The organism is Sphingopyxis sp. PET50 (genome assembly GCF_025244705.1).
Lineage (GTDB): Bacteria > Pseudomonadota > Alphaproteobacteria > Sphingomonadales > Sphingomonadaceae > Sphingopyxis.
Genome location: NZ_CP104207.1, coordinates 1,068,013 through 1,091,436, shown reverse-complemented (window position 1 = coordinate 1,091,436; position 23,424 = coordinate 1,068,013). Strand labels below are relative to the sequence as shown.

The following is a 23,424-nucleotide window of genomic DNA, read 5'->3' as shown; positions in this document are numbered from 1 at the left end:
TCAGCGCGCCCCCTCCGGCCACAGCACGACGCGCACGGTCTGGAGCAGGATCAGCAGGTCGAGGAAGGGCGAATAATTCTTCGCGTAATAAAGGTCGTATTCCAGCTTCACCCGCGCATCCTCGACCGATGCGCCATAGGGGTAGTTGATCTGCGCCCAGCCGGTCAGGCCAGGCTTCACCATGTGGCGCTCGGCATAATAGGGCAGCTCGCGTTCCAGCTCCTCGACGAAGCTCGGCCGCTCGGGACGCGGCCCGACGAAGCTCATCTCGCCCTTCAGCACGCACCAGGTCTGCGGCAGTTCGTCGATCCGCAGCTTGCGGATGATGCGGCCGACACGGGTGATCCGCGGGTCGTTCTCGCTCGCCCACACCGCCTTTCCCGCCGCTTCGGCATCGGTGCGCATCGAGCGGATCTTGATGATATTATAGGGCTCGCCGAACATGCCGACGCGCGGCTGGCGATAGAAGATTGGCCCCTTGCTGTCGAGCCGCACCGCGATCCCGGCGATGACGATCAGCGGCAGGCCGACCACCAGCACCGCCAGGCTGGCGAGGATATCGAACAGCCGCTTGCTGACCTTGCCGATCCGCTGTCCCGCCGAAAAACCGTCGGAAAAGATCAGGAAGCTGGGGTTGGTCGTCGCCAGATCGACGCGCCCGGTCTCGCGCTCGAGGAAGCTCGCGATGTCGTTGACATGCACCCCGGTGGTCTTGACCCGCAGCAGGTCGGCGAGCGGCAGCGAATTGCGCCGTTCCTCCATCGCCAGCACCACCTCGCCCGCGCCCAGCGCGATCGCATGATCGGCGAGGCTGGCGATCTCGGCCCGCGGCACCGCGCCGCGGATCGCAGTTTCATTCTCCGCCATCGCGACATAGCCGACCAGTTGAAATCCGCGTCCCGGCTCCTCCGACAGCGTCTTCAGCCGCGCGGCGCGCGGTCCGGCGCCCAATATCAGGATTCTGCCGGCGAAAGGCATCGGCCCCCGCGCTCTGCGTCAGCAGCGCGCGGATCACCAGCAGCAGCGCGATCGCCAGCAGCATCGCATAGATGCTGTTGGCGCGCCAAAGCGTCGCGGTGGGCAGCAGGAAGCCGATCAGCGACAGGAAGATCACCCCGAGCGAGATCGCCGCGAGCAGCCGCGCGGTGGCGAACCCCATCGAGCGCAGCGCCTCGGTCCCGTACATGCCGACCGCCATCATCGCGAGCGCGTTGGACACGGCGAAGGTCAGCACCGGCAGCCAGCGGTCGGCGAACGCGCCCGCGTCGAAACCGGCCTGCGCCGCATAGAGATGCCACGCCCCCTCGGCCGAGCCGAGCAGCGCGCAAAACTCGATCAGCGCGAGCCAGACGACCGCGTGCGGGACATAATGTTTGAACAGCCGGAACATGGAAATGCGGTGCCCTTTCGGGCCGCTATCCTAGGGAAGAGGCGTGAAGTGTCGGTTAATTTTACACATGAGGCGAAGGCGGCAACGCCCGCCGGGAAAACGAGGTCTCGTGACGCCCGAAAGCCGAGCCCGGCTATGCCGCGGCTGAAAACTCCCTGGCCAGCCGCAACGCCTCTTCGGCCAGTTCCTTTCGGCAGATCAGCAGGTCGGGCAGATAGGGATTTTCGCAATTGTAAACGAGCGGCGTCCCATCGACGCGGCTGACGTGCAGCCCCACCGCTTTCGCCACCGCCGCCGGGGCGCAATTGTCCCACTCATATTGGCCGCCAGTGTGCAGATAGATGTCGGCCTCGCCGCGTACCACCGCCATCGCCTTCGCCCCGGCCGATCCCATCTCGATCAGCTCGGCGCCCAGCCTTTCGGCGACGAACACCGCTTCGGCGGCGGGCCGGGTGCGGCTCACCAGCATCTTCGGCGGCACATTGGCGGGTTCGAGCGGGCGCGGCGCGCCCGAGGTCAGCGTCAGGCCGAGGCCCGGCAGCGCCACCGCGCCGACGGTCGGCACCCCGCCCACGGCCAGCGCGACATGCACCGCCCAGTCGCTGCGGCCCTCGCTATATTCGCGGGTTCCGTCGAGCGGATCGACCACCCAGCAGCGCGCGAAAGCGCAGCGCGCGACGCTGTCCTTTTCCTCTTCGGACAGGATCGCATCGCCGGGCCGCGCGGCGCGCAACTCGCGCATCAGCATCGCGTTCGCCTGCCGGTCGCCCTCCTTGCCGAGGGTCTTGCCCTCGAATTGCCCGCTCGTCTGCAAGGCGATCAGGATGCGGCCCGCCGCCGTCGCGAGTCGTTCGGCGAGCTGTTCGTCGCTTTCTGCCAGGGTCATCCGATGAGTCTTTCGACGATAAGGTTCGCGGCTTCCTCGGGGGTCATGGCGGTGGTGTCGATACGGATTTCCGGTTCCTCGGGCGCCTCATAGGGGCTGTCGATGCCGGTGAAATTCTTGAGCTGGCCGCTGCGCGCCTTCTTGTAGAGGCCCTTGACGTCGCGGCGCTCGGCTTCGGCGAGCGGGGTGTCGACGAAGATCTCGACGAACTCGCCCTCGGGCAGCATCGCGCGGACCATCTCGCGCTCGGCCTTGAACGGCGAAATGAAGGCGGTGATCACGATCAGCCCCGCGTCGGTCATCAGCTTCGCGACCTCGCCGACGCGGCGGATATTCTCGATCCGGTCGGCCTCGGTGAACCCCAGATCCTTGTTCAGCCCGTGGCGGACATTGTCGCCGTCGAGCAGGAAAGTGTGCCGGTTCATCCGGTGCAGCTTCTTTTCGACCAGATTGGCGATCGTCGATTTGCCCGAGCCGGAGAGGCCGGTGAACCACAGCACCGCGGGCTTCTGGTTCTTGAGGCCGGCGTGGGCGTCGCGGTCGATGTCGGTCGCCTGCCAATGGACATTCTGCGCGCGGCGCAGGCTGAAATGCAGCATGCCCGCCGCGACGGTCGCATTGGTCAGCTTGTCGATCAGGATGAAACCACCCAATGTGCGGTTGTTGCCATAGGCCTCGAACACCACCGGCTTGTCGGTCGCGACCTCGACGACGCCGATGCCGTTGAGTTCGAGCGTCTTGGCCGCCAGATGCTCCATCGTGTTGACATTGACTTCATATTTGGGCGGCTGGACCGTCGCCGAGACATTCTGGGTCGCGAGCTTCAGCCAATAGGCGCGGCCCGGGATCATCGGCTCGTCGGCCATCCAGACCAGCGTCGCCTCGAAGCGGTCGGCCACTTCGGGCGGCGCGTCAGCGAGCGCGATGACGTCGCCGCGCGAGCAATCGACCTCGTCGGCGAGGCACAGTGTCACCGACTGCCCCGCGACGGCCTCGTCAAGGTCCTGATCGAGCGTGACAATCCGGCTGACGGTCGAGGTCTTGCCGCTCGGCAGCACGCGCACCGCGTCGCCCGGCTTGACCGAGCCCCCCGCGATCAGCCCGGAAAAGCCCCTGAAATCAAGGTTCGGACGGTTAACCCATTGAACGGGCATACGAAACGGCTTTTCGGCCTCACGCTCCGCGGCAACTTCGACACTTTCCAGATGCTCGACCAGCGCCTGCCCCTTGTACCAGGGGGTGTTCGGCGACAGCGTCGTGATATTGTCGCCCTTGAACCCCGAAATCGGGATCGCGGTGAAGCGCGTGATACCGATCTCGGTAGCGAAGGCGCGATAGGCGAGCAGGATGCGCTCGAACACCGCCTTGTCGTAATCGACCAGGTCCATCTTGTTCACCGCGAGCACGATGTGCCGCACGCCGATGAGGTGCGCGAGATAGGAGTGGCGGCGCGTCTGGGTCAGCACGCCCTTGCGCGCGTCGATCAGGATGACGGCGAGGTCGGCGGTCGAGGCGCCGGTGACCATGTTGCGCGTATATTGTTCGTGGCCGGGCGTATCGGCGACGATGAACTTGCGCTTCTCCGTCGTGAAAAAGCGATAGGCGACGTCGATGGTGATCCCCTGCTCGCGCTCGGCGGCAAGGCCGTCGACGAGCAGTGCGAAGTCGATCTCTTGCCCCTGCGTGCCGACACGCTTGCTGTCGGCTTCGAGCGCGGCGAGCTGGTCCTCGAAGATCATCTTGCTGTCATAGAGCAGCCGCCCGATCAGCGTCGACTTGCCGTCGTCGACCGAGCCGCAGGTGATGAAGCGCAGCAGCGACTTTTGCTGATGCTGCGCGAGATAGGCGTCGATGTCCTCGGCGATGAGGGCGTCGGTGACGTAGACGGGGTCGGTCATGTCAAATCCTCCCCGCTTGCGGGGAGGGGGACCACCCGCGAAGCGGGTGGTGGAGGGGGTGGCCGTCTGATGCGGTGCAAGACCGAGAGCCCCCTCCGTCAGCGCTTCGCGCTGCCACCTCCCCGCGAGCGGGGAGGATTTGATGAGGTCCGCCATCAGAAATACCCCTCCTGCTTCTTCTTCTCCATGCTGGCGTCGCCGCCATCCTTGTCGATAGCCCTGCCCTGCCGCTCGGACGTGGTAGTCAGCAACATCTCCTGGATGACTTCGCTCAGCGTCTTCGCTTCGCTCTCGACGGCTCCCGTCAGCGGGTAGCAGCCCAGCGTGCGGAAGCGGATCGAACGTTCCACCGGCACCTCGCCATCCTTCAGCGGAAAGCGCTCGTCGTCGACCATCAGCAGCAGGCCGTCACGCTCCACCGTCGGGCGCGGGGCCGCGAAATAGAGCGGGACGATCGGGATGTTCTCGCGCGCGATATATTGCCAGATGTCGAGCTCGGTCCAGTTGGAGATCGGAAAGACCCGGATGCTCTCGCCCTTGGCCTTGCGGGCATTGTAGAGGTTCCACAGCTCGGGCCGCTGGCGCTTCGGGTCCCAGCCGTGGCTCGCGGTGCGGAAGGAGAAGATGCGCTCCTTCGCCCGGCTCTTCTCCTCGTCGCGCCGCGCGCCGCCGAAGGCGACGTCGAAACCGTGCAGGTCGAGCGCCTGCTTCAGCCCCTCGGTCTTCCACATGTCGGTGTGCAGCGGACCGTGATCGAACGGGTTGATCTCGCGCTCCTTCGCCTCGGGGTTTTGATAGACGATCAGCTCCATGCCGCTCTCGGCCGCCATGCGGTCGCGCAGCGCGTACATGTCGCGGAACTTCCACGTCGTATCGACATGGAGCAGCGGAAAGGGCGGCGGCGACGGATAGAAGGCCTTGCGCGCGAGGTGGAGCATCACCGCGCTGTCCTTGCCCACCGAATAGAGCATCACCGGCTTCGCCGCATCGGCCATCACTTCGCGCATGATGTGGATGCTCTCCGCCTCAAGACGGTCGAGATGCGTCAATTCCGTGATTTCTTTCCGCTTTGGCGACGACAAGCTAACTTCCTTCATCCAGCCCCGTGCCTCCCCGCCATAAGCGGATCGCGGGCGGCGCAAATTCCCATATGGGAGCAGCCATCCGACCGGGGCGCCCCGCCCCTAGCCATCGGCGTGGCCGCGAGGCAAGCACTATGGGCTTTCGGGCATAATAGTCTGGCTTGTGCATCCCCTTCTGTTTGCGGCACCTTCCTGCTAGTCGCAACCCGAACAGCATAAGAGGACCCCATGCGCGCCACCCCCGATTTCGATTTCGCGCTCGGCGAAAATGCCGAGATGATCCGCGACACCACCGCCCGCTTCGCCGACGAACGGATCGCGCCGCTCGCAGCCAAGGCCGATGCGGAGGACTGGTTCCCGCGCGACGAACTGTGGGCCGCGATGGGCGAGCTCGGCCTGCATGGTATCACGGTGGAGGAGGAATTTGGCGGACTTGGCCTCGGTTACCTCGAACATGTAGTCGCGGTCGAGGAAGTCAGCCGCGCCAGCGCCGCGATCGGCCTCTCCTACGGCGCGCATTCGAACCTCTGCGTCAACCAGATCCGCCGCTGGGGCAATGCGGAGCAGAAGGCGAAATATCTGCCGAAACTGATTTCGGGCGAGCACGTCGGCAGCCTCGCGATGTCGGAGGCGGGCGCGGGCAGCGACGTCGTGTCGATGAAGCTGAAGGCCGAGAAGGTTCAGGGCGGCTATGTCCTCAACGGCACCAAGTTCTGGATCACCAATGCGACCTATGCCGATACTTTGGTGGTCTATGCCAAGACCAGTCCCGAAGCGGGTTCGCGCGGCATCACCGCCTTCCTGATCGAAAAGGACATGCCGGGCTTCGCCATCGGGCAGAAGATCGACAAGGTCGGAATGCGCGGTTCGCCGACCGCCGAGCTGGTGTTCACCGACTGCGAAATCCCCGAGAGCCAGGTGATGGGGCCCGAGAATGGCGGCGTCGGGGTGCTGATGTCGGGGCTCGACTATGAGCGCGTCGTGCTCGCGGGGCTGCAGCTCGGCATCATGCAGGCGTGTCTCGATACCGTCATCCCCTACGTCCGCGAGCGCAAGCAGTTCGGCAAGCCGATCGGATCCTTCCAGCTGATGCAGGCCAAGGTCGCCGACATGTATGTGATGCTCCAGTCGGCGCGGTCCTATGTCTATAATGTCGCCAAGGCGTGCGACGCGGGACAGACGACGCGTTTCGACGCCGCAGGCTGCATCCTGCTCGCCAGCGAAAGCGCGGTGAAGGTCGCGGGCGAAGCGATCCAGGCCTTGGGCGGCGCGGGCTACACCAAGGATTGGCCCGTCGAACGCTATTGGCGCGACGCCAAGCTGCTCGACATCGGCGCCGGAACGAACGAGATCAGGCGGATGCTGATCGGCCGCGAACTGATAGGGGCGGGCTGAGTTTAGCCAAGGGGGAATTATGGGGGCAATCGGCACCGGGTCGGACCGGGCATGAACTGGCTGTGGCTTGCCGCGGCGGCGATGACGCTGTCCGCCCTCACCCATTCGATCCTCGGCGAAAAGCGGCTGATCCAGCCGTTGCTGCGCATCAAGCGCGGCATCCTGCTCGCCGATTTGCCGCGCAAGATATTCCGTTTCGCCTGGCACGCGATGGCGGTCCTGATGCTGCTGTCCGCGGCGACGGTGGGCTGGCCGGGCACGCCGCGCGGACTGATCGTCGTGATCGGCCTCGGCTGGCTGGGAACCGGAATCGTCAACGCGGCTTGTACCGGGGGACGCCACATCATCTGGCCCTTCCTCGCCGGGTCGGGGGTGCTGGCCCTGATCGGAGCCTGGGTTTGAGCGAAGCGCTGCTGACCGGATTGCAATATTATGGCGCCGGTGCCGCAACGCTGGCGGCGCTGGTCGTGTCGCTGAACCTGGGGCGGCGCTGGACCGGCTGGGCGTTCGTCGTCTTCGTCACCAGCAGCATCGCACTGATCGCTTGGGGGTTCCTGCAACCCGACAGCGAGGGCATCGGGTGGCAGAATATCGCGCTGCTGATCATCAATGCGATCGGGGTGTACCGGTATCTGATCCTGAAGGAAAAGCCGGGGGGACAACAACCTCCCCTCCCTGAAAGGGAGGGGTAGCGAGACTTGCCAGCTTGCTGGCTAGTCGCAGCTAGGGGTGGGTATGCTGGACAGCGCAGACGCTCGCTGCGCTCGCACCCACCCCCAACCCCTCCCTTGCAGGGAGGGGAGCATCTACCCCCAAACCCGGACGCGCTTGTCGGGCGCCAGGTACAGCTTGTCGCCTTCCTTGACGTCGAACGCCTTATACCAGGCGTCGAGATTGCGGACGGTCAGCGCGCGGTACATGCCCGGCGCGTGGCCGTCGGTCGCGACGCGGGCGCGGAGCGCCTCGTCGCGCATCTTGGTGGCCCAGGTCTGTGCATAGGCGATGAAAAAGCGCTGATCCCCCGTGAAACCGTCGATCACCGGTGCCTCCTTGCCCTTCAGCGACGCGCGATAGGCGTCATAGGCCGCCTGCAGCCCCGCGACGTCGGCGATATTCTCGCCCAGCGTCAGCTTGCCGTTGAGCGCAAGGTCGGGAAACGGCTTGTAGCCGTCATATTGCGCCGCCAGCGCCGCGCCCGCGGCGTTGAACTTCGCAAGGTCGGCGGGCGTCCACCAGTTGCGCAGCGCCCCGGTCGAATCGAAGGCCGCGCCGTTGTTGTCGAAGCTGTGGCTGATTTCGTGACCGATCACCGCACCGATCGCACCGTAATTATAGGCGGGGTCGGCCTTGGCGTTGAAGAAGGGCGGCTGAAGGATCGCGGCGGGGAAGTTGAGCGCGTTCTGGACCGGCAGGTTCACCGCGTTCACTGTCTGCGGCACCATCCACCATTCGCCCTTGTCCATCGGCTTGCCGATCTTGGCAAGCTGGTGCGCGGTTTCCGCCTTTTGCCCCGCGACCTCATTGGCATAGGCATCGGCGCCAACGGTGTAGCTGCCATAATCGCGCCAAGTCTCGGGATAGCCGACGCCGACGACGATCGTCTCGACCTTCCGGACCGCTTCCTTCTTGGTCTCGGGCGCCATCCAGTCGATACCCTCGACGCGCGTGGCAAAGGCCGCCTTGATGTTCGCCACCATGTCGCCGACTTCGGCCTTGGCCGCGGCGGGGAAATATTTGTCGGCATAGGCCTTGCCCACCGCATCGCCGAGATAGGTATCGAGCGCATCGAGCGCGCGCTTGTCGCGGGCGCGCTGCTGCGGCGTTCCGGCAAGCGTGGTGCCGTAAAAGGCGAAATGCGCCTGATCGATCGCGGTCGGCAGCACGTCGCTGTGGCTGTTGATCTGGTGGAAGACGAGCCAGTCCTTCCACGCGTCGAGCGGCTCGGACGCGACGAGCGCCGACAGCCCGCTGATCGCGCCGGCGTGATAGGCGCCGAACTTGCTCGCGCCGCCCAGTCCTGCCGCGGCGAAATAGGCCTAGCCAGTCGATGCCCGGCGCCTTTTTCGCGAAATCCTCCTTGCTCCACACCCCCGCCGACTTGGCGAAATCCTCGCTGTCCTCGCGCGACACATGCGCCTTGGCGATCTTGACCTCCAGGTCATAGATGCGCTTCGCCTTCGCGGCGGCATCGGCCTGTCCGGCGGCCGTCAGCAGCTTCGCAATATAGGCCTGATATTGGTCGCGGATTGCCGCCATCTTCGGGTCGGCCGACAGATAATATTCGCGCTCGGGCAACCCCAGGCCGCCTTGCAGCACATAGGGGATGACTTCGCCGGGGGTCGCGAGGCCCTGCGTCACGAAAAGGCCGAAGAGATTTTCCGTGAAGAAGTTGGTGGCGTTCAGCGGATCGACGTCGACGCGCGTCTGTTCGCCCAGCACCTTCGACAGCGCCGCCTTGTTGGTGATCGCCTCGAAGCGTGCGATGTCCGCCGCCATCGGCTTCATGCCCGCCGCGTCGATCGCCTTCACGTCGGTATAGGCCTTGTAGAAGGCGGCGATGCGGCCCTCATTGGTATCGGGCGCCGCGTCGCCCTTGACGATCGCGTCGATCAGTTCGCGGTTGCGCTTCTCGGTTTCGATCTGCGCGATCGTAAAGGCGCCGATCGACGAGCGGTCGGCCGGAATCTCGGTCGTCTTCGCCCAGTTGCCGTTGGCATAAGCGTAGAAATCGTCGCCCGGCTTCACGCTCGCATCCATCGCCGCCTTGCTGATGCCGAGTTCGGTGCCGACAGTGTAGGCGGCGCTGCTGTCTTCCTTACCGCTGGTGCAGGCGGCGGTGCCGCCGACGATCGCGGCGCTGGACAGCAGGATGGCGAGAATATGATGTTTCATAGGGGAACGACCTTGTTGCTTGAAAATATGCCGAAGCAACGGCCCTGTGTGCCGATGGTTTCAAAGCCACGCTTATTCGGCGTGCGGCGCTTTTCAATCGACGAGCGACCGGCTAACGCCGCCTTTCTGAACGGGAGAGCAAGAGACGTGAGCGCACCGGTCCTGGGAACCATGATCAACGCCGATAGCGAGACCTATCGCGCCAATGCCGCGCATAATATCGCGCTGAAGGACGAACTGCGCGCGCGCGTCGCCGAGGCGGCGCTGGGCGGCAACGCAAAATCGCGCGAGCGCCACACGAGCCGCGGCAAATTGCTCCCGCGCGAGCGCGTCGAGCGGCTGCTCGATCCGGGTTCACCCTTTCTCGAAATCGGCCAGCTCGCGGCGAACGACCTCTACGACGGCGAAGTGCCGGGTGCGGGGCTGATCTGCGGCATCGGGCGCGTGTCGGGGCGCCAGTGCATGATCGTCTGCAATGACGCGACGGTGAAGGGCGGCACCTACTATCCGATGACCGTCAAGAAGCATCTGCGCGCGCAGGAGATTGCCGAGGCGAACCGCCTGCCGTGCATCTACCTCGTCGACAGCGGCGGCGCCAACCTGCCCCATCAGGATCAGGTCTTTCCCGACCGCGACCATTTCGGGCGCATCTTCTTCAACCAGGCGACGATGAGCGCCAAGCGCATCCCGCAGATCGCGTGCGTGATGGGAAGCTGCACCGCGGGCGGCGCCTATGTCCCGGCGATGAGCGACGAGACGGTGATCGTCCGCAATCAGGGCACGATCTTCCTCGTCGGCCCGCCGCTGGTGAAAGCCGCGACGGGCGAGGAGATCAGCGCGGAGGATCTGGGCGGCGGCGATTTGCACGCGAAGAAATCGGGTGTGGTCGATCATCTGGCCGAGAATGACGAGCATGCGCTGACGATCGTGCGCGACATCGTGTCGCACCTCTCGGGCCCGTTCGTGTCGAGCGAAGTCGAGACACCCGTCGCCATCTCGACTTCGCTCGATGCGAACGGGATGAGGGAACCCAGAGCGCCCAGATACGACCCCGAGGAGCTGTACGGCATCGTCCCGCAGGATGTCCGCGCACCCTATGATGTGCACGAGGTGATCGCGCGCATCGTCGATGGCAGCGAGTTCCACGAGTTCAAGGCGCATTACGGCAGCACGCTCGTGTGCGGCTTCGCGCATATCTGGGGCATTCCGGTCGCGATCCTCGCGAACAACGGCGTGCTGTTCAGCGAAAGCGCCGTCAAGGGCGCGCATTTCATCGAACTGGCGCAGCAGCGGCGCACCCCCCTGCTCTTCCTCCAGAATATCAGCGGCTTCATGGTCGGCGGGAAATATGAGGCGGAAGGCATTGCGAAACATGGCGCAAAGCTGGTGACCGCGGTCGCGACCGCGACGGTGCCGAAGATCACCGTGCTGATCGGCGGCAGCTTCGGCGCGGGCAACTACGGCATGTGCGGGCGCGCCTACTCCCCGCGTTTCCTCTTCACCTGGCCCAATGCGCGAATCAGCGTGATGGGCGGCGAACAGGCGGCGAGCGTGCTGGCGACCGTCCACCGCGACGCCGACAAATGGACACCCGAGGAAGCCGAAGCCTTCAAGGCGCCGATCCGGCAGAAATATGAGGATGAAGGCAATCCCTATCATGCAACGGCGCGGTTGTGGGACGATGGCATCATCGACCCCGCGCAGACGAGGGATGTGCTGGGGCTGGCTTTTGCAGCGACGCTGAATGCGCCGGTGGAAGAGCGCGGGTTCGGGGTGTTCAGGATGTAATGATGCCAATGCGCCGTTATGAAAACTTGTTGGCCATCGGGTCCGAGCTTCAATCCTTTCGAGGTTATCTCGACATGGAGGACATCAAGCAGCGAAACAGCGTGCAGCATCGCTTCGATCAGGAACGCCGCGTGTTTGTGTTCAACGCTTTGAAAGACAGCCACGGGCCGGGAATCGCCCGGCAAAAGATTGTTCTGGAGCTGGATGCCTATCTGGCGGAACATGGCGACGGGCTTGGTGAAGTCAGTTTTGTAAAAGAGCAGCTTCTGAAGCATCTCGACAAACAGGCGGGTCGCGCGCCGATTGTTCGTTTCGTGACGCGTTGGGCTGTTCCGACCGGCGGCGCGCTAGTCACCATCGCATATATCTACCTGCAGGTTGTCAAATGACCCAATCCCTCCTCATCGCCAATCGCAGCGATCCTCCCCGGTACGGGGAGGGGGACCATGCGAAGCATGGTGGAGGGGTACGGGCAGGCATGCACAGCGGTGTGAGCCTAGAGAAGACGGGGCCTAATTTCTTGCGGGGACGAACTGGATTTCGGAGGTCGAACTTACCCGCCTGTATCCCTCCACCACCCTTCGGGTGGTCCCCCTCCCCGTTCCGGGGAGGATTGGCTTGATCAACGGGCCGAGAGAGACGCTGAAACGCGCGCGCAAGCTGCGGACCGAGATGAGCTTGCCCGAGATGATGCTCTGGCGGGTTCTGCGATCACGGCCAGGAGGATTCAAATATCGACGGCAACATCCGGCGGGCATCTACATTCTTGATTTCTATTGTCCGGTCGTTCGACTGGCCATTGAGGTCGATGGGCAGGCGCATGATGGTGAGATCGCGGCGAAGAGCGATGCCGTTCGGACCGATTTTCTGCGGTCGCAACATGTGGCCACGCTACGGATTCCGGCAACGGCGATCATGACAAATCTGGAGAGCGCGGTGACGCGAATAATCGAAGTGTGCAAGGAACGGGCGATGAAGATCAGTGAACGGCAAGGCAAACCGCCTGTACCCCTCCACCATCCTGCGGATGGTCCCCCTCCCCGTTCCGGGGAGGATCGGCTGTGATCCAGTCCCTCCTCATCGCCAATCGCGGCGAGATCGCCTGCCGCATCATCCGCACCGCGCGCGAGATGGGCATTCGGACGGTTGCGGTCTATTCGGACGCCGACGCGAAGGCGCTGCATGTGCGCGAGGCCGATGAGGCGGTGCATATCGGGCCGTCGTCGGCGCGCGAATCCTATCTGGTCGGCGAGAAGATTATCGCGGCCGCCAAGGCAACCGGGGCCGAGGCGATCCATCCGGGTTACGGCTTCCTCTCCGAGAATGCCGAATTTGCGCAGTCTGTAATCGATGCCGGACTCGTGTGGGTCGGGCCGAAGCCATCGTCTATCACCGCAATGGGCCTGAAGGACGCCGCCAAGAAGCTGATGGCCGAGGCCGGGGTGCCGGTGACGCCGGGCTATATGGGCGAGAATCAGGACCCTGCCTTCCTCGCCGAGCAGGCGGCCGAGATCGGCTATCCCGTTCTCATCAAGGCGGTCGCGGGTGGCGGCGGCAAGGGGATGCGCAAGGTCGATGCCGCGGCGGACTTTGCCGACGCCCTCGCTTCGTGCCAGCGCGAAGCAGCGGCGTCGTTCGGCAACGATCATGTACTGATCGAGAAATATATCCTGACCCCGCGCCATATCGAGGTGCAGGTGTTCGGCGATACGCACGGCAATGTCGTCCATCTGTTCGAGCGCGACTGCTCGCTGCAGCGGCGTCACCAGAAGGTGATCGAGGAAGCCCCTGCCCCCGGCATGGACGAAGCGACGCGCGCCGATCTCTGCGCTGCCGCTGTGTGCGCGGCGAAGGCGGTCGACTATGTCGGCGCGGGGACGATCGAGTTCATCGCCGACGCCAGCGAGGGCCTGCGCGCCGACCGCATCTGGTTCATGGAAATGAACACGCGCCTGCAGGTCGAGCATCCGGTGACCGAGGAGATCACCGGGGTCGACCTGGTCGAATGGCAGCTCCGCGTCGCATCGGGCGAGCCGATCCCGCTGACGCAGGATGAACTGGCGATCAACGGCTGGGCGATGGAAGCGCGGCTTTATGCCGAAGACCCGGCGAAGGGCTTCCTGCCCTCGATCGGGCGACTGGATCTGATGCGCTTCGACGCGCCGCGCATCCACAGCACCACGCGGCTGGACACCGGGGTCGAGCAAGGCGCGACGATCACGCCCTATTATGATCCGATGATCGCAAAGGTCATCGTCCACGCCTATGATCGGGACGACGCGATCGACGGATTGCAGATCTGCCTTGGCTCGGCTCTGCGCACGCATGGCATCGTGACCAATGCCGGATCTCGTCCATCGGCTTCTCGACCTACCGGATTTTCGCAATGGCGTGATGGATACTGGCGCGATCGCGGCCAATATCGACGATCTGCTGGCGTCGGAACCTTGCCCCGCAGCCGCCATCGCTCGACGCCACGGGACTGTTGTGCAACGAAACGCTGCAGTCGGCGGCGGAAAAGAGAGACGCGAACCGCAAATATCACCCGCCCGGCACCCCGCGGCATGCCAGACGACCGCTCCGCGCGCGCGCTTTCAGGCTGAATGCCGAACCCCGGCGCAATGCCACCGTTTATGTCAACGGCGAGGCGCGTAACATCGATCTGTGGGATGAGACGCTTGTTTTCCCGATCGCCTATGACGAAGTGGAACGGGGGGTCCAGATTACCTGGCAAGGCAATCCCTCCCTTGTGTCGCTTCGTTCAGACGGCGCGGGTCAGCTTCAGGCCCATGACGGCGACATCCTCTCGCCGATGCCCGGCAAGGTCATCGCGGTCGATGTTGCCGCGGGCGATACGGTCGCCAAGGGGCAGAAATTGCTGACGCTCGAGGCGATGAAGATGGAGCATAGCCTGACCGCGCCGTTTGACGGAATCGTCGCCGAGTTGAACGCAACGGCGGGCGCGCAGGTGCAGGTGGAAGCGTTGCTGGTGCGGATCGAGAAGGACGAATGATGTTCCAGACCCGTTCGTGCTGAGCTTGTCGAAGCACCGACCTTCCTTCTAACGTCACAAGACAAGAACGGCCCTTCGACAAGCTCAGGGCGAACGGAGTTCATTATGGCTAAGCAGATATTTCGACGAATGGGCGATCGGCGATACGTTGACGCACGACATCCGCCGCACGGTGACCGAGACCGACAATCTGCTGTTCACGACGATGACGCACAATCCGCAGCCCCTGCACCTCGACATCGAGGCGGCGAAGGCGTCGGAGTTCGGGCAGATCCTCGTCAACGGCACCTTCACCTTCAGCCTGATGGTCGGGCTGTCGGTCGGCGATACGACGCTCGGTACGCTCGTCGCGAACCTGGGGTACGACAAGCTGGTGATGCCCAAGCCGGTGTTCATCGGCGACACGCTTTATGCGACGAGCGAGGTCATCGGGCTCAAGGAGTCCAAATCGCGGCCGAATGCGGGAATCGTGACCTTCCTGCACAAGGCGATCAACCAGCGCGATGAGATCGTTTGCCAGTGCGAGCGATCCGCGCTGATCCAGAGGAAGGCCGCCTGATGCGCCTGCGCTCCCTCCTCTTCGTCCCCGGCGACCGCCCCGAACGCTTCGCCAAGGCCGCCGCGTCGGGCGCCGATGCGATCATCCTCGACCTCGAGGATTCGGTGTCGCTCGCGAACAAGGAGGCCGCGCGCGCCGCGATCGCCGACTATCTGGCGGGGACACGCGCGGTCATCACGCTGGTGCGCGTCAATCCGCTCGACGGTCATCTGACCGCCGCCGACGTCGTGGCGATCGTCGGTGCCCGCCCCGACGCGATCATGCTGCCCAAGGCCGAGGGCGCGCCGAGCATCCAGCAGCTCGACACGATCCTGCGCAGCGAATCCGCGGGCGATGTCTCGCTGCCGCCGATCCTGCCGATCGCGACCGAAACCCCCGCCGCGATCTTCACCCTCGGCAGCTATCGCGAGGTGAGGGACCGGCTCGTCGGCCTGACCTGGGGCGCCGAGGATCTGCCCGCCGCGATCGGCGCCACGACGAGCCGCGAGGCCGACGGCGGCTATACCGCACCCTATCAGGTCGCACGCGCGATGACGCTGTTCGCCGCCCACGCCGCCGGCACCGCCGCAATCGACACCGTCTTCCCCGCGATCAAGGACGAGCCCGGGCTCGCCGCCTATGCGGCGCGCGCGCGGCGCGACGGCTTTACCGGCATGATGGCGATCCACCCGTCGCAGGTCGGCCCGATCAACGCCGCCTTCACCCCCGCCGCCGAAGAGGTCGCGCGCGCGCAGGCGATCGTCGACGCCTTCGCCTCCAATCCCGGCGCCGGGGTGCTGCAGGTCGACGGCAAGATGGTCGATGCCCCGCACCTCAAGCAGGCGCGGCACATCCTGTCGCTGGCGGACTGATCAGGCGGTACAGGACGGCCCGCGAAGCCATTTCTGGGTTTCATGGCTGCGGAAACGGACCATGCCCTGGCTGGTCTGCATGGTGACGATATTGTCGAACTCCATGCTGGTGCGGGTATAGGTCCCACGCACCGTCACCTGCAGATTGCCGTTGGAATCGCCCGCGATCTTGCAGTTCAGATAGCCACTGATCCGCCCGCCATTCATCTTGAACGAGCCGATGGTACAGCTCCCGTTATTCTCGGGATCGAAGAGCTTGACGTCGGGTTTCGCCGCGACCTCGGTCGCGATACAATCTTCGGGATCGGGATCGGTTTCCAACAGCGTCTTGAACTGTTTTTCATACTCGGGCGCGATTTCCTCCGGGAACAGGATTTTCACGACTTCGCGCTTGCTCGTCCAGATGCCGGGTTCGATGGGGTTGTCCGCGACGGCGGCATTAGGATCGCCACTGCTCTTTCCGGTACCGCCCATCCACCAGAAGCCGCCCGCGACCAGAGCCGCCAACGCAACCGCGCCCAGCCCCGGGAGCAGGGGGCGACGCGATGCGGGCGTTGCAGGGGCGCCAGCGCCGCTGCCAGTACCGGTGCCGCACGCGCGGCTTTGGCGGGAGCGCCGGTCATCGCCGCGACGATCCGTTCGACCGCCTGCTCCTCGCCCGCGAACCAGTCGATCCACTGATAATCCTTGAGCCAATAGGCGAGCCCCTGCGCCGAAACATCCTCCAGCCGCACCGGCAGGATCACCTTGTCGCCATCCTCGCCCAGCATCAGCTCGCGCTTCACATGCCGCGACTGGTCCGATTGCGCGCAGAAAAGCAGGACGATGGCATCCGACCTTGCGATCTGGTCGAGGATCGCCTGATCAAAAGCGGTGCCTGCCGCGATATCGTCGGGCGCCAGCCAGCCGTCGATGCCGCGTTCCCTGAGCAAGCCCTTCAGCCGCCGCGCGACCGCGACCTGCGAGCTGTGATGGCTGATGAAGGCGGAAAGCCGCCTCCCCGCTCCCGGACTGGTATCGAGGTCACTCATCGGTCGCATCATATGGCGGCACGCCGCCACCGCAAGTGCCGATGGTCACAGGCAAAAGGCGCGCGATCAGCGGCCGCGCATCCGCCTGATCCACGCCTTCCCCTTGTGCCAGTTCTTGCGCATCCCGCGTTCGGGGATCGCTTCGAACATCGCGTCGGGGCTTTCGGGATCGAGCAGCTCATGCTCGGCGATATATTCGTCGAACGGTCCCGGTTTGGTCAGGTCGAGCAGTTCGAGCGAGCGCCCGTCGCCCCGCAGCGCCTCGATCGCGCCGATCAGCGATCCGGTCGTTTCATGATGGCGCCCGACCATCGCGGGTTCGGCGCCCAGATGCTCGGCGATCAGCGATTCGCGCAAGGCCCGGATCTTCGGCTCGATCCCGGTGTTCGCGGGCAGCGCGGCGTCGATCGTCACGTCGCATTCGCTGTCGAGCCCCATCGAGCGGTTGTTCATGTTCGCCGAGCCGACGCGGATCATCCGGTCGTCGACGATCGCCGTCTTGGCGTGAACATAAATGGGATCGCCGCCCGCGGTGTGCGGGACATAGACGCGCAGGCGGTCGCCGTGCTTCGCCTTGGCGATCTCGCGCACCAGCTGCACGCGCGCGGCGTCCATCGCCATCTGTTCCAGCCAGCCGTCGGCGGTTTTCGGCATCACCATCACAAATTCGGGCGGATCGTCCTCGTTCAGCCGCTCGGCGATCGCCGCGGCGATCCTGGCGCTCGTGAAATATTGATTCTCGAAATAGATGAAGCGTCTGGCGGCCGCGATCATGTCGAGATAGAGCCGCTCGATCTCGCGGATTTCCTCATAACCGTCATATTCGGCGCGGGTGCGCGAAATCGCGACATCAACGCCGAAGAAATCGGGTTCGAGCGCGTCAGGCCAGTTCTCGCCATCGCCCTTCACCTCGCGTAGCGGCTTCTTCGTCGCGCGCTGCCAGCGTTCGTTGCCGAGCTCGGCGAGCGCATTGCCGACGGGTCCGGCGAGGATCATCGTCGAATCGTGCCAGGGCATATAGGGCTTGCCGTCGGGATCGGTCCGGCGCGGATCGGCATCGGGGTGATCGCGCGTGTCCCAGCGGCGCGCGGCGACGTCGATGCCGCCGCACACCGCCAGATGGTCGTCGAACACCGCGACCTTCTGATGATGGCTGCACCCGAAGGGATGCGCGCTGTCCATGCGGAAACTGATCGAGCGGGTGAGTTTCCAACGCGCGATCATCGAGATGATGGCCGCACGAGAGGAATTGTTTGAGCCCGCCGAAATTCCAGCGGAGGATGTCGATATCGCGGTCGGGGCGGCCGTGCGCGAGGCGCAGCAGATAGTCACCGAGCGCCTCCCCCTCCCCCTTGTCGTCGGGGCACAGCGGGATGCGCGGATCGAAGTCCCAGCCGATGAGCAGGATGCGTTCTTTCGCATCGTCCATCAGTTGCCGGAGCAGCGCATAATAATCGGCGGCATCGACGATCATCCGTGCCTTGTCGGCGCGTTCGATCCGCCAGCAGTTCCGGCCCTCGACGACGATCGGGGAAAGCGCGCCCTCGCTCATGATCGCCAACACGCGCCGCGATGCTTTTGGTTGCGGCGGTGGCTTGTGCTGAGGGAAATCGACCGGTTTCCGGCGGGAGCGGACGCTCGTTCTCCCCTCCCTGCAAGGGAGGGGCCGGGGGTGGGTGGCCGCCGAAGGCGGCGCTCTTCCTCTTGCTCGCTACGCTCGCCACCCACCCCTAACCCCTCCCTAAAAGGGAGGGGAATGTCTTATATCCACCCCAAAGCCGACCTTGCGCCCGCCCGACGATCACGCCGCGTGGAACTGCTCGGGCGTCAGCGCCATCATCGCCTCGCTGCCCGCCTCGATCTTTCGGCGGAGCGCGCCCGCGTCGGGCATGAAGCGTTCGGCGAAATGGCCCGCGGTGACCAGCTTGGCCTCCAGGAACGCCTTGTCGCCGCGGCCCTCGGCCAGCGCCTTCTGCGCCGCTTCGGCCATCATCAGCCACATCGAACCCAGCGCGACGATGCCCATGATATGCATATAGTGATGCGCGCCGGCTGCCGACATTGTTCGGGTTCGCCATGCCGTTCGCCATGAACCACATCGTCGCGGCCTTGAGCTCGCCATTCGCCTTTTCGAGCCGCTGCGCGAAATCGGCGAGTTCGGGAATGGCCTTCGCGCGCACGCACTCGCCGTCGACGACGGCGAACAGTGCCTGCACCGCGCGGCCGCCGTTCTGCGCCAGCTTGCGCCCGACGAGGTCCATCGCCTGAACGCCGTTGGCGCCCTCGTAGATCATCGTGATGCGGGCATCGCGGACATATTGCGACATGCCCTGTTCCTCGATGTAGCCGTGGCCGCCGAACACCTGCTGCGCGTTGGTCGCGACCTCATAGCCCTTGTCGGTGCCATAGCCCTTGATGACGGGGGTGAGCAGGCTGACGAGGTCATCGGCCTGCTGGCGTTCCTCTTCGGTTTCGGCGACATGCGCGAGGTCGACCTGCAGCGCGCCCCACAGGCAGAGCGCGCGCAGCCCCTCGACCGTCGCCTTGCCGTCCATCAGCATGCGGCGGACGTCGGGGTGAACGAACAAGGGATCAGCCTTTTCCTGCGGATCGGCGGGGCCGGTCAGCGCGCGGCCCTGGCGGCGGTCCTGCGCATATTGCACGGCGTTCTGGAACGCGATTTCGGCCTGCCCCAGCCCCTGGATGCCGACGCCGAGCCGCGCGGCGTTCATCATCACGAACATCGCGGCGAGGCCCTTGTTCTCCTCGCCGACCATCCAGCCGGTGGCGCCGTCGTAATTCATCACGCAGGTCGAATTGGCGTGGATGCCCATCTTGTGCTCGATCGAGCCGCATTGCAGCGTGTTGCGCGCGCCGAGCGAGCCGTCCGCATTGACGAGAAACTTGGGCACGATGAACAGCGAGATGCCCTTCACGCTGTCGGGCGCGTCGGGGGTCTTTGCCAGCACGAGGTGGACGATATTGTCGGTGAGGTCGTGCTCGCCCGACGAGATGAAGATCTTCGTGCCGGTCACCGCATAGCTGCCGTCGCCGTTCGGCACCGCGCGGGTACGGATGAGGCCGAGGTCGGTGCCGCAATGCGGCTCGGTCAGGTTCATCGTCCCGCCCCATTCGCCCGAGATCATCTTGGGGACATAGGTCGCCTTCTGCTCGTCGCTGCCCTTGACCAGGATCGCCGCGACCGCAGCCTGCGTCAGCCCCGGATACATGGAGAAGGCCTGGTTCGCGGCCATGCGGAACTCCTCGACCGGGAAGCCGACGACATGCGGCAGGCCCTGCCCGCCGAATTCTTCGGGCTGGGTGAGCAGGGTCCAGCCGGCGTCGCAATAGGCCTTGTACGCTTCCTTGAAGCCCTTGGGCGTCGTCACGCTGCCGTCGTCGTGGCGCGTGCAGCCTTCCTGATCGCCCGAATAGTTGATCGGGAACAGCACTTCCTCGCAGAATTTGCCCGCTTCGGTCAGCACCGCCTCGACCATGTCGGGGCTGGCGTTGGCGAAGCCGGGCAGATCCGCATAGCGCTCGATCCCGAGCACTTCGTTGATGAGGAACAGCGTGTCTTGGACGGGAGCGCGATAGACGGGCATACGGAATCTTTCCGAAAATCAGAGGGGTAATGACATCTTTGCCGGGGAGGCCGGAATCGAAGGGTCAGTTCGCCTTCTGGCGGGCGTCGACCTTTTTCACCATGTCGATGAAGCGTGACAGCTCATCTACAGCGCTGTCAATATCGTCGCGCTGGCGGCGCAGCAAGGCGATGCGCTGCTGGCATTTCTCGATCGTCACCTGGCGCTGGGTCTTGCGCCCGTCGCCGACGTCGTAAAGGTCGATCATCTCGCGAATGTCGGCGAGGCTGAAACCCGTGCGCTTGGCGCGCAGGATCCAGGCGAGCCGGGCGCGGTCGCGCTTCGAATAGATGCGCGACAAGCCCTTGCGCGAGGGGCTGATCAGCCCCTCGTCCTCATAGAAGCGCAGCGCGCGCGCCGTGACGCCGAATTCGGACGACAGATCGGTGATGCTGAACTGTTCGCGCCCCAAATGATCGGGCGTGTCGATATGGGCGTGGCCGTAATCGTCGGTCATCGGGGCAGAATAGTTTCCGTTGACGTGAACGTCAAGCGGGCCAAAGGCGAGAAAGGACGGCGGATCAGGAGCCGCACGGCATCGTCATATTGCCGTCATCCCCCTTCATCCGCAAGCGCTTTGCATCGCCCGCGGACCAGCTCGCGCGAGGCAGGCGCAGCCCCGACAGTGACGCCCGGCTCGGGCACAGGCTGTCGCATTGCGACGGCAGGCTGCCAGGCAGGCGCAGCTCGTCCTCCTCCTCATGCACCAGCGCATTGCACCCTTCGACCCCGGCGAAATCGAGCCGCCACCCTTCGCCGTCGCGCACGATCGTCCCGCGCGCCTCGCACGACAGTCCGGCGCCGAAGGCGGCGGTGAGCGCAAAGCGCCACTTGCCGTCGCCGTCGGGCACGACGCACATCGCGTCGCGCCCCAGATCGTGGCGGCGCTCGAACACGCCGGTGGGCTCGGCCGCCTCGGGCCGCACGATCCCGCGCTCGCGCGCGGCCGTTTCGAGCGGGTTGTCCTCGTCGACCGCCGCATCGGGTGCGGGCCGTCCGCACGCCGCGAGCAGGAGCACCAGTCCGAACGCGGCCCTATGCATCGTCATCGAGAAAGATCAGCCGCCCGTCGGGCTCGACCCGGCGATAGAAACAGCTGCGCCGCCCGGTGTGGCACGCCGGTCCCATGCCGGCTGTCACGCGCAGCAGCAGCGCGTCCTGATCGCAATCGACGCGCATCTCGACCAAGGTCAGCCCGTTGCCCGACGTCTCGCCCTTGCGCCAAAGCGACTGGCGCGAGCGCGACCAGAAATGCGCCTGCCCGGTTTCCTGCGTCAGCCGGATCGCCTCCGCGTTCATATGCGCAACCATCAGCAAAATCCCGCTGCCGGCATCGGTGACGATCGCGGTCACCAGCCCGGCGGCGTCGAAGCGCGGGTCGAAACGGTCGATGCTGTCGCGGGGATCGGTCATGACGCGCGCTTTAGAGCAGGTCGAAGGCCGCTGTCACGCAAGAGTCAAATTGGGGGGGCGACAATCGCGATTCCCCTCCCTATATGCGCCGCAGTCACTGCCCCGCACAGCTGGACCAAAATGCTCACCACCAACCCGTTCGATGACGACAAGCTCCGCGAGGAGTGCGGCGTCTTTGGTATTCATGGCGCCGAGAGCGCCGCCGCGGTGGTCGCGCTGGGGCTCCATGCGCTCCAGCATCGCGGCCAGGAAGCGGCGGGCATCACCGCCTTCGACGGCAAGGAATTCCACACCCACCGCGCAATGGGTCATGTCGCGGGCAATTTCGACCGCGACGATATCATGCGCCAGCTCGGCGGCGCGTCGGCGATCGGGCATGTCCGTTACTCGACGACCGGCGAAACCGCCCTGCGCAACGTGCAGCCGCTCTACGCCGACCTGTCGACCGGCGGCTTCGCGGTCGCGCACAACGGCAATATTTCCAACGCCACGGCGCTGAAGAAGGTCCTCGTCCGCCGCGGATCGATCTTCCAGTCGACCAGCGATACCGAGGTCATCATCCACCTCGTCGCGACGTCGAACTATCGCACCCTGCTCGACCGCTTCATCGACGCGCTCAAACAGCTCGAGGGCGCCTATTCGCTGATCTGCCTGACCGCCGAGGGCATGATCGGCTGCCGCGATCCGCTCGGCATCCGTCCGCTCGTCATCGGCAAGCTCGGCGACGCGCATATCCTGGCGTCGGAGACGGTCGCGCTCGACGTCGTCGGCGCCGAATTCGTCCGCTCGGTCGATCCGGGGGAACTGGTGATCGTGCGCGACGGCACCCTCACCTCGCACCGCCCCTTTGCCGAGCGTCCCGCGCGCCCGTGTATCTTCGAATATGTCTATTTCTCGCGCCCCGATTCGATCGTCGACGGCACGAGCGTCTATTCGGTGCGCAAGGCGATCGGCGCCGAACTGGCGCGCGAGAATGGCGTCGAGGCCGACCTGGTCATCCCCGTCCCCGATTCGGGCACGCCAGCAGCGATCGGCTATGCGCAGGAATCGGGCATCCCGTTCGAACTCGGCATCATCCGGTCGCACTATGTCGGACGCACCTTCATCCAGCCGGGCGACAAGGTCCGCCACCTGGGCGTGAAGCTGAAGCACAACGCCAACAAGGCGCTGATCGCGGGCAAGCGCATCGTGCTGATCGACGATTCGATCGTGCGCGGCACGACCAGCCTGAAAATCGTCCAGATGATGCGCGATGCCGGCGCCGCCGAAGTCCACATGCGGATCGCCAGCCCGCCGACCCAGCATAGCTGCTTCTATGGCGTCGACACGCCCGAGCGCGCCAAGCTGCTGGCGGCGCAGATGACGATCGGGCAGATGACGAATTTCATCAACGCCGACAGCCTCGCCTTCCTGACCATCGACGGGCTCTACCGCGCGCTGGGCGAGGCCGAGCGCAGCGACCGCGCGCCGCAATATTGCGACGCCTGCTTCACCGGCGACTATCCGACGACGCTGACCGATTTCGACGAGCATAGTCTGGAAGATCAATTTTCACTGCTTGCCGAACGGGTTGTCTGACATC

The 23,424-nt window shown here is 64.9% G+C and carries 20 protein-coding genes and 4 pseudogenes; 11 read left to right on the top strand and 13 right to left on the bottom strand.

Features of this window, described 5'->3' with window-relative positions:
• The 4 genes and pseudogenes from N0A20_RS05630 to cysD form a co-directional block, all read right to left on the bottom strand.
• Window positions 1–1,390 (bottom strand): annotated as a pseudogene (locus N0A20_RS05630) (TIGR03013 family XrtA/PEP-CTERM system glycosyltransferase).
• Window positions 1,391–1,523: 133 nt separating this feature from the next.
• On the bottom strand, window positions 1,524–2,276 hold the full coding sequence (locus N0A20_RS05625) for a 3'(2'),5'-bisphosphate nucleotidase CysQ (protein WP_260582985.1): 753 nt from the start codon (window positions 2,274–2,276) through the stop codon (window positions 1,524–1,526).
• The gene (cysN, locus tag N0A20_RS05620; RefSeq protein WP_260582984.1) at window positions 2,273–4,174 is read right to left on the bottom strand and encodes a sulfate adenylyltransferase subunit CysN; all 1,902 of its coding nucleotides are present in this window, start codon (window positions 4,172–4,174) and stop codon (window positions 2,273–2,275) included. Before cysN ends, N0A20_RS05625 begins: the two co-directional genes overlap by 4 nt.
• A gap of 155 nt (window positions 4,175–4,329) precedes the next feature.
• Window positions 4,330–5,271, bottom strand: coding sequence for a sulfate adenylyltransferase subunit CysD (gene cysD / locus N0A20_RS05615; RefSeq protein WP_260582983.1), 942 nt, complete (start codon window positions 5,269–5,271; stop codon window positions 4,330–4,332).
• Window positions 5,272–5,484: 213 nt separating this feature from the next.
• Here cysD and N0A20_RS05610 point away from each other — a divergent pair, with 213 nt between their 5' ends.
• Genes N0A20_RS05610 through N0A20_RS05600 form a run of 3 tightly spaced genes read left to right on the top strand, consistent with a single transcriptional unit; the run spans window position 5,485 to window position 7,343 of the window.
• Window positions 5,485–6,651 (top strand): isovaleryl-CoA dehydrogenase, encoded by a 1,167-nt coding sequence (locus N0A20_RS05610; RefSeq protein ID WP_260582982.1) that lies wholly within the window; start codon window positions 5,485–5,487, stop codon window positions 6,649–6,651.
• A 51-nt stretch (window positions 6,652–6,702) separates the two neighbouring features.
• Complete coding sequence (locus N0A20_RS05605) at window positions 6,703–7,053, top strand: hypothetical protein (protein WP_260582981.1); 351 nt, start codon at window positions 6,703–6,705, stop codon at window positions 7,051–7,053.
• Window positions 7,050–7,343, top strand: coding sequence for a hypothetical protein (locus tag N0A20_RS05600; RefSeq protein WP_260582980.1), 294 nt, complete (start codon window positions 7,050–7,052; stop codon window positions 7,341–7,343). Before N0A20_RS05605 ends, N0A20_RS05600 begins: the two co-directional genes overlap by 4 nt.
• A 114-nt stretch (window positions 7,344–7,457) precedes the next feature.
• Here the strand turns inward: N0A20_RS05600 and N0A20_RS05595 are convergent, their stop codons facing one another.
• Window positions 7,458–8,615, bottom strand: a complete 1,158-nt coding sequence (locus N0A20_RS05595) for a M13 family metallopeptidase (RefSeq protein ID WP_260583832.1) — start codon at window positions 8,613–8,615, stop codon at window positions 7,458–7,460.
• Between the two features lie 115 nt (window positions 8,616–8,730).
• Window positions 8,731–9,408 (bottom strand): annotated as a pseudogene (locus tag N0A20_RS05590) (M13 family peptidase); the annotation flags it as partial.
• 354 nt (window positions 9,409–9,762) lie between these two features.
• Between N0A20_RS05590 and N0A20_RS05585 the strand changes: the two are divergent.
• From N0A20_RS05585 to N0A20_RS05555, 7 genes and pseudogenes are all read left to right on the top strand, one after another.
• Entirely contained in the window at window positions 9,763–11,331 is a 1,569-nt protein-coding gene (locus N0A20_RS05585) for a carboxyl transferase domain-containing protein (RefSeq protein ID WP_409574771.1), read from the top strand.
• An 8-nt stretch (window positions 11,332–11,339) separates the two neighbouring features.
• On the top strand, window positions 11,340–11,720 hold the full coding sequence (locus N0A20_RS05580) for a hypothetical protein (RefSeq protein WP_260582978.1): 381 nt from the start codon (window positions 11,340–11,342) through the stop codon (window positions 11,718–11,720).
• Between the two features lie 229 nt (window positions 11,721–11,949).
• Window positions 11,950–12,396: an endonuclease domain-containing protein gene (locus N0A20_RS05575; protein WP_260582977.1), complete on the top strand. Its 447-nt coding sequence runs from the start codon at window positions 11,950–11,952 to the stop codon at window positions 12,394–12,396.
• Window positions 12,393–13,934, top strand: a complete 1,542-nt coding sequence (locus N0A20_RS05570) for an acetyl/propionyl/methylcrotonyl-CoA carboxylase subunit alpha (protein ID WP_260582976.1) — start codon at window positions 12,393–12,395, stop codon at window positions 13,932–13,934. Before N0A20_RS05575 ends, N0A20_RS05570 begins: the two co-directional genes overlap by 4 nt.
• Window positions 13,935–14,116: 182 nt before the next feature.
• Window positions 14,117–14,344, top strand: a pseudogene (locus N0A20_RS05565) (acetyl-CoA carboxylase biotin carboxyl carrier protein subunit); the annotation flags it as partial.
• A 148-nt stretch (window positions 14,345–14,492) separates the two neighbouring features.
• On the top strand, window positions 14,493–14,903 hold the full coding sequence (locus tag N0A20_RS05560; RefSeq protein WP_409574732.1) for a MaoC family dehydratase: 411 nt from the start codon (window positions 14,493–14,495) through the stop codon (window positions 14,901–14,903).
• Entirely contained in the window at window positions 14,903–15,754 is an 852-nt protein-coding gene (locus N0A20_RS05555) for an HpcH/HpaI aldolase/citrate lyase family protein (RefSeq protein WP_260582975.1), read from the top strand. Before N0A20_RS05560 ends, N0A20_RS05555 begins: the two co-directional genes overlap by 1 nt.
• Here the strand turns inward: N0A20_RS05555 and N0A20_RS05550 are convergent, their stop codons facing one another.
• The 7 genes and pseudogenes from N0A20_RS05550 to hisI all read right to left on the bottom strand — a co-directional run bounded on the left by N0A20_RS05550 (window position 15,755) and on the right by hisI (window position 21,842).
• Window positions 15,755–16,135, bottom strand: coding sequence for a DUF3617 domain-containing protein (locus tag N0A20_RS05550; RefSeq protein WP_260582974.1), 381 nt, complete (start codon window positions 16,133–16,135; stop codon window positions 15,755–15,757).
• On the bottom strand, window positions 16,132–16,785 hold the full coding sequence (locus N0A20_RS05545; RefSeq protein WP_260582973.1) for a toll/interleukin-1 receptor domain-containing protein: 654 nt from the start codon (window positions 16,783–16,785) through the stop codon (window positions 16,132–16,134). Before N0A20_RS05545 ends, N0A20_RS05550 begins: the two co-directional genes overlap by 4 nt.
• A gap of 66 nt (window positions 16,786–16,851) precedes the next feature.
• On the bottom strand, window positions 16,852–18,009 hold the full coding sequence (locus tag N0A20_RS05540; protein ID WP_260582972.1) for a phospholipase D-like domain-containing protein: 1,158 nt from the start codon (window positions 18,007–18,009) through the stop codon (window positions 16,852–16,854).
• Window positions 18,010–18,586: 577 nt separating this feature from the next.
• Window positions 18,587–20,390, bottom strand: a pseudogene (locus tag N0A20_RS05535) (acyl-CoA dehydrogenase C-terminal domain-containing protein).
• Window positions 20,391–20,454: 64 nt separating this feature from the next.
• Window positions 20,455–20,886 (bottom strand): MerR family DNA-binding transcriptional regulator, encoded by a 432-nt coding sequence (locus N0A20_RS05530; RefSeq protein WP_260582971.1) that lies wholly within the window; start codon window positions 20,884–20,886, stop codon window positions 20,455–20,457.
• A 64-nt stretch (window positions 20,887–20,950) separates the two neighbouring features.
• On the bottom strand, window positions 20,951–21,478 hold the full coding sequence (locus N0A20_RS05525; protein WP_260582970.1) for a hypothetical protein: 528 nt from the start codon (window positions 21,476–21,478) through the stop codon (window positions 20,951–20,953).
• A complete protein-coding gene (hisI, locus tag N0A20_RS05520) occupies window positions 21,465–21,842 on the bottom strand; it encodes a phosphoribosyl-AMP cyclohydrolase (RefSeq protein ID WP_260582969.1) in 378 nt (125 codons plus the stop codon). Before hisI ends, N0A20_RS05525 begins: the two co-directional genes overlap by 14 nt.
• A gap of 120 nt (window positions 21,843–21,962) precedes the next feature.
• On the opposite strand from hisI, the gene purF reads away from it, so the two are divergent.
• A complete protein-coding gene (gene purF / locus N0A20_RS05515; RefSeq protein ID WP_260582968.1) occupies window positions 21,963–23,420 on the top strand; it encodes an amidophosphoribosyltransferase in 1,458 nt (485 codons plus the stop codon).
• The last annotated feature ends 4 nt before the right edge of the window (window positions 23,421–23,424 follow it).

Coding starts and splice junctions, on each gene's coding strand:
- N0A20_RS05605 (WP_260582981.1), top strand. CDS start 6,703: ATGAACTGGCTGTGGCTTGCCGCGGCGGCGATGACGCTGTCCGCCCTC.
- N0A20_RS05610 (WP_260582982.1), top strand. CDS start 5,485: ATGCGCGCCACCCCCGATTTCGATTTCGCGCTCGGCGAAAATGCCGAG.
- N0A20_RS05625 (WP_260582985.1), bottom strand. CDS start 2,276: ATGACCCTGGCAGAAAGCGACGAACAGCTCGCCGAACGACTCGCGACG.
- N0A20_RS05540 (WP_260582972.1), bottom strand. CDS start 18,009: ATGATCGCGCGTTGGAAACTCACCCGCTCGATCAGTTTCCGCATGGAC.
- N0A20_RS05555 (WP_260582975.1), top strand. CDS start 14,903: ATGCGCCTGCGCTCCCTCCTCTTCGTCCCCGGCGACCGCCCCGAACGC.
- cysD (WP_260582983.1), bottom strand. CDS start 5,271: ATGAAGGAAGTTAGCTTGTCGTCGCCAAAGCGGAAAGAAATCACGGAA.
- N0A20_RS05530 (WP_260582971.1), bottom strand. CDS start 20,886: ATGACCGACGATTACGGCCACGCCCATATCGACACGCCCGATCATTTG.
- N0A20_RS05545 (WP_260582973.1), bottom strand. CDS start 16,785: ATGAGTGACCTCGATACCAGTCCGGGAGCGGGGAGGCGGCTTTCCGCC.
- hisI (WP_260582969.1), bottom strand. CDS start 21,842: ATGACCGATCCCCGCGACAGCATCGACCGTTTCGACCCGCGCTTCGAC.
- N0A20_RS05580 (WP_260582978.1), top strand. CDS start 11,340: ATGCGCCGTTATGAAAACTTGTTGGCCATCGGGTCCGAGCTTCAATCC.
- N0A20_RS05525 (WP_260582970.1), bottom strand. CDS start 21,478: ATGACGATGCATAGGGCCGCGTTCGGACTGGTGCTCCTGCTCGCGGCG.
- purF (WP_260582968.1), top strand. CDS start 21,963: ATGCTCACCACCAACCCGTTCGATGACGACAAGCTCCGCGAGGAGTGC.
- cysN (WP_260582984.1), bottom strand. CDS start 4,174: ATGACCGACCCCGTCTACGTCACCGACGCCCTCATCGCCGAGGACATC.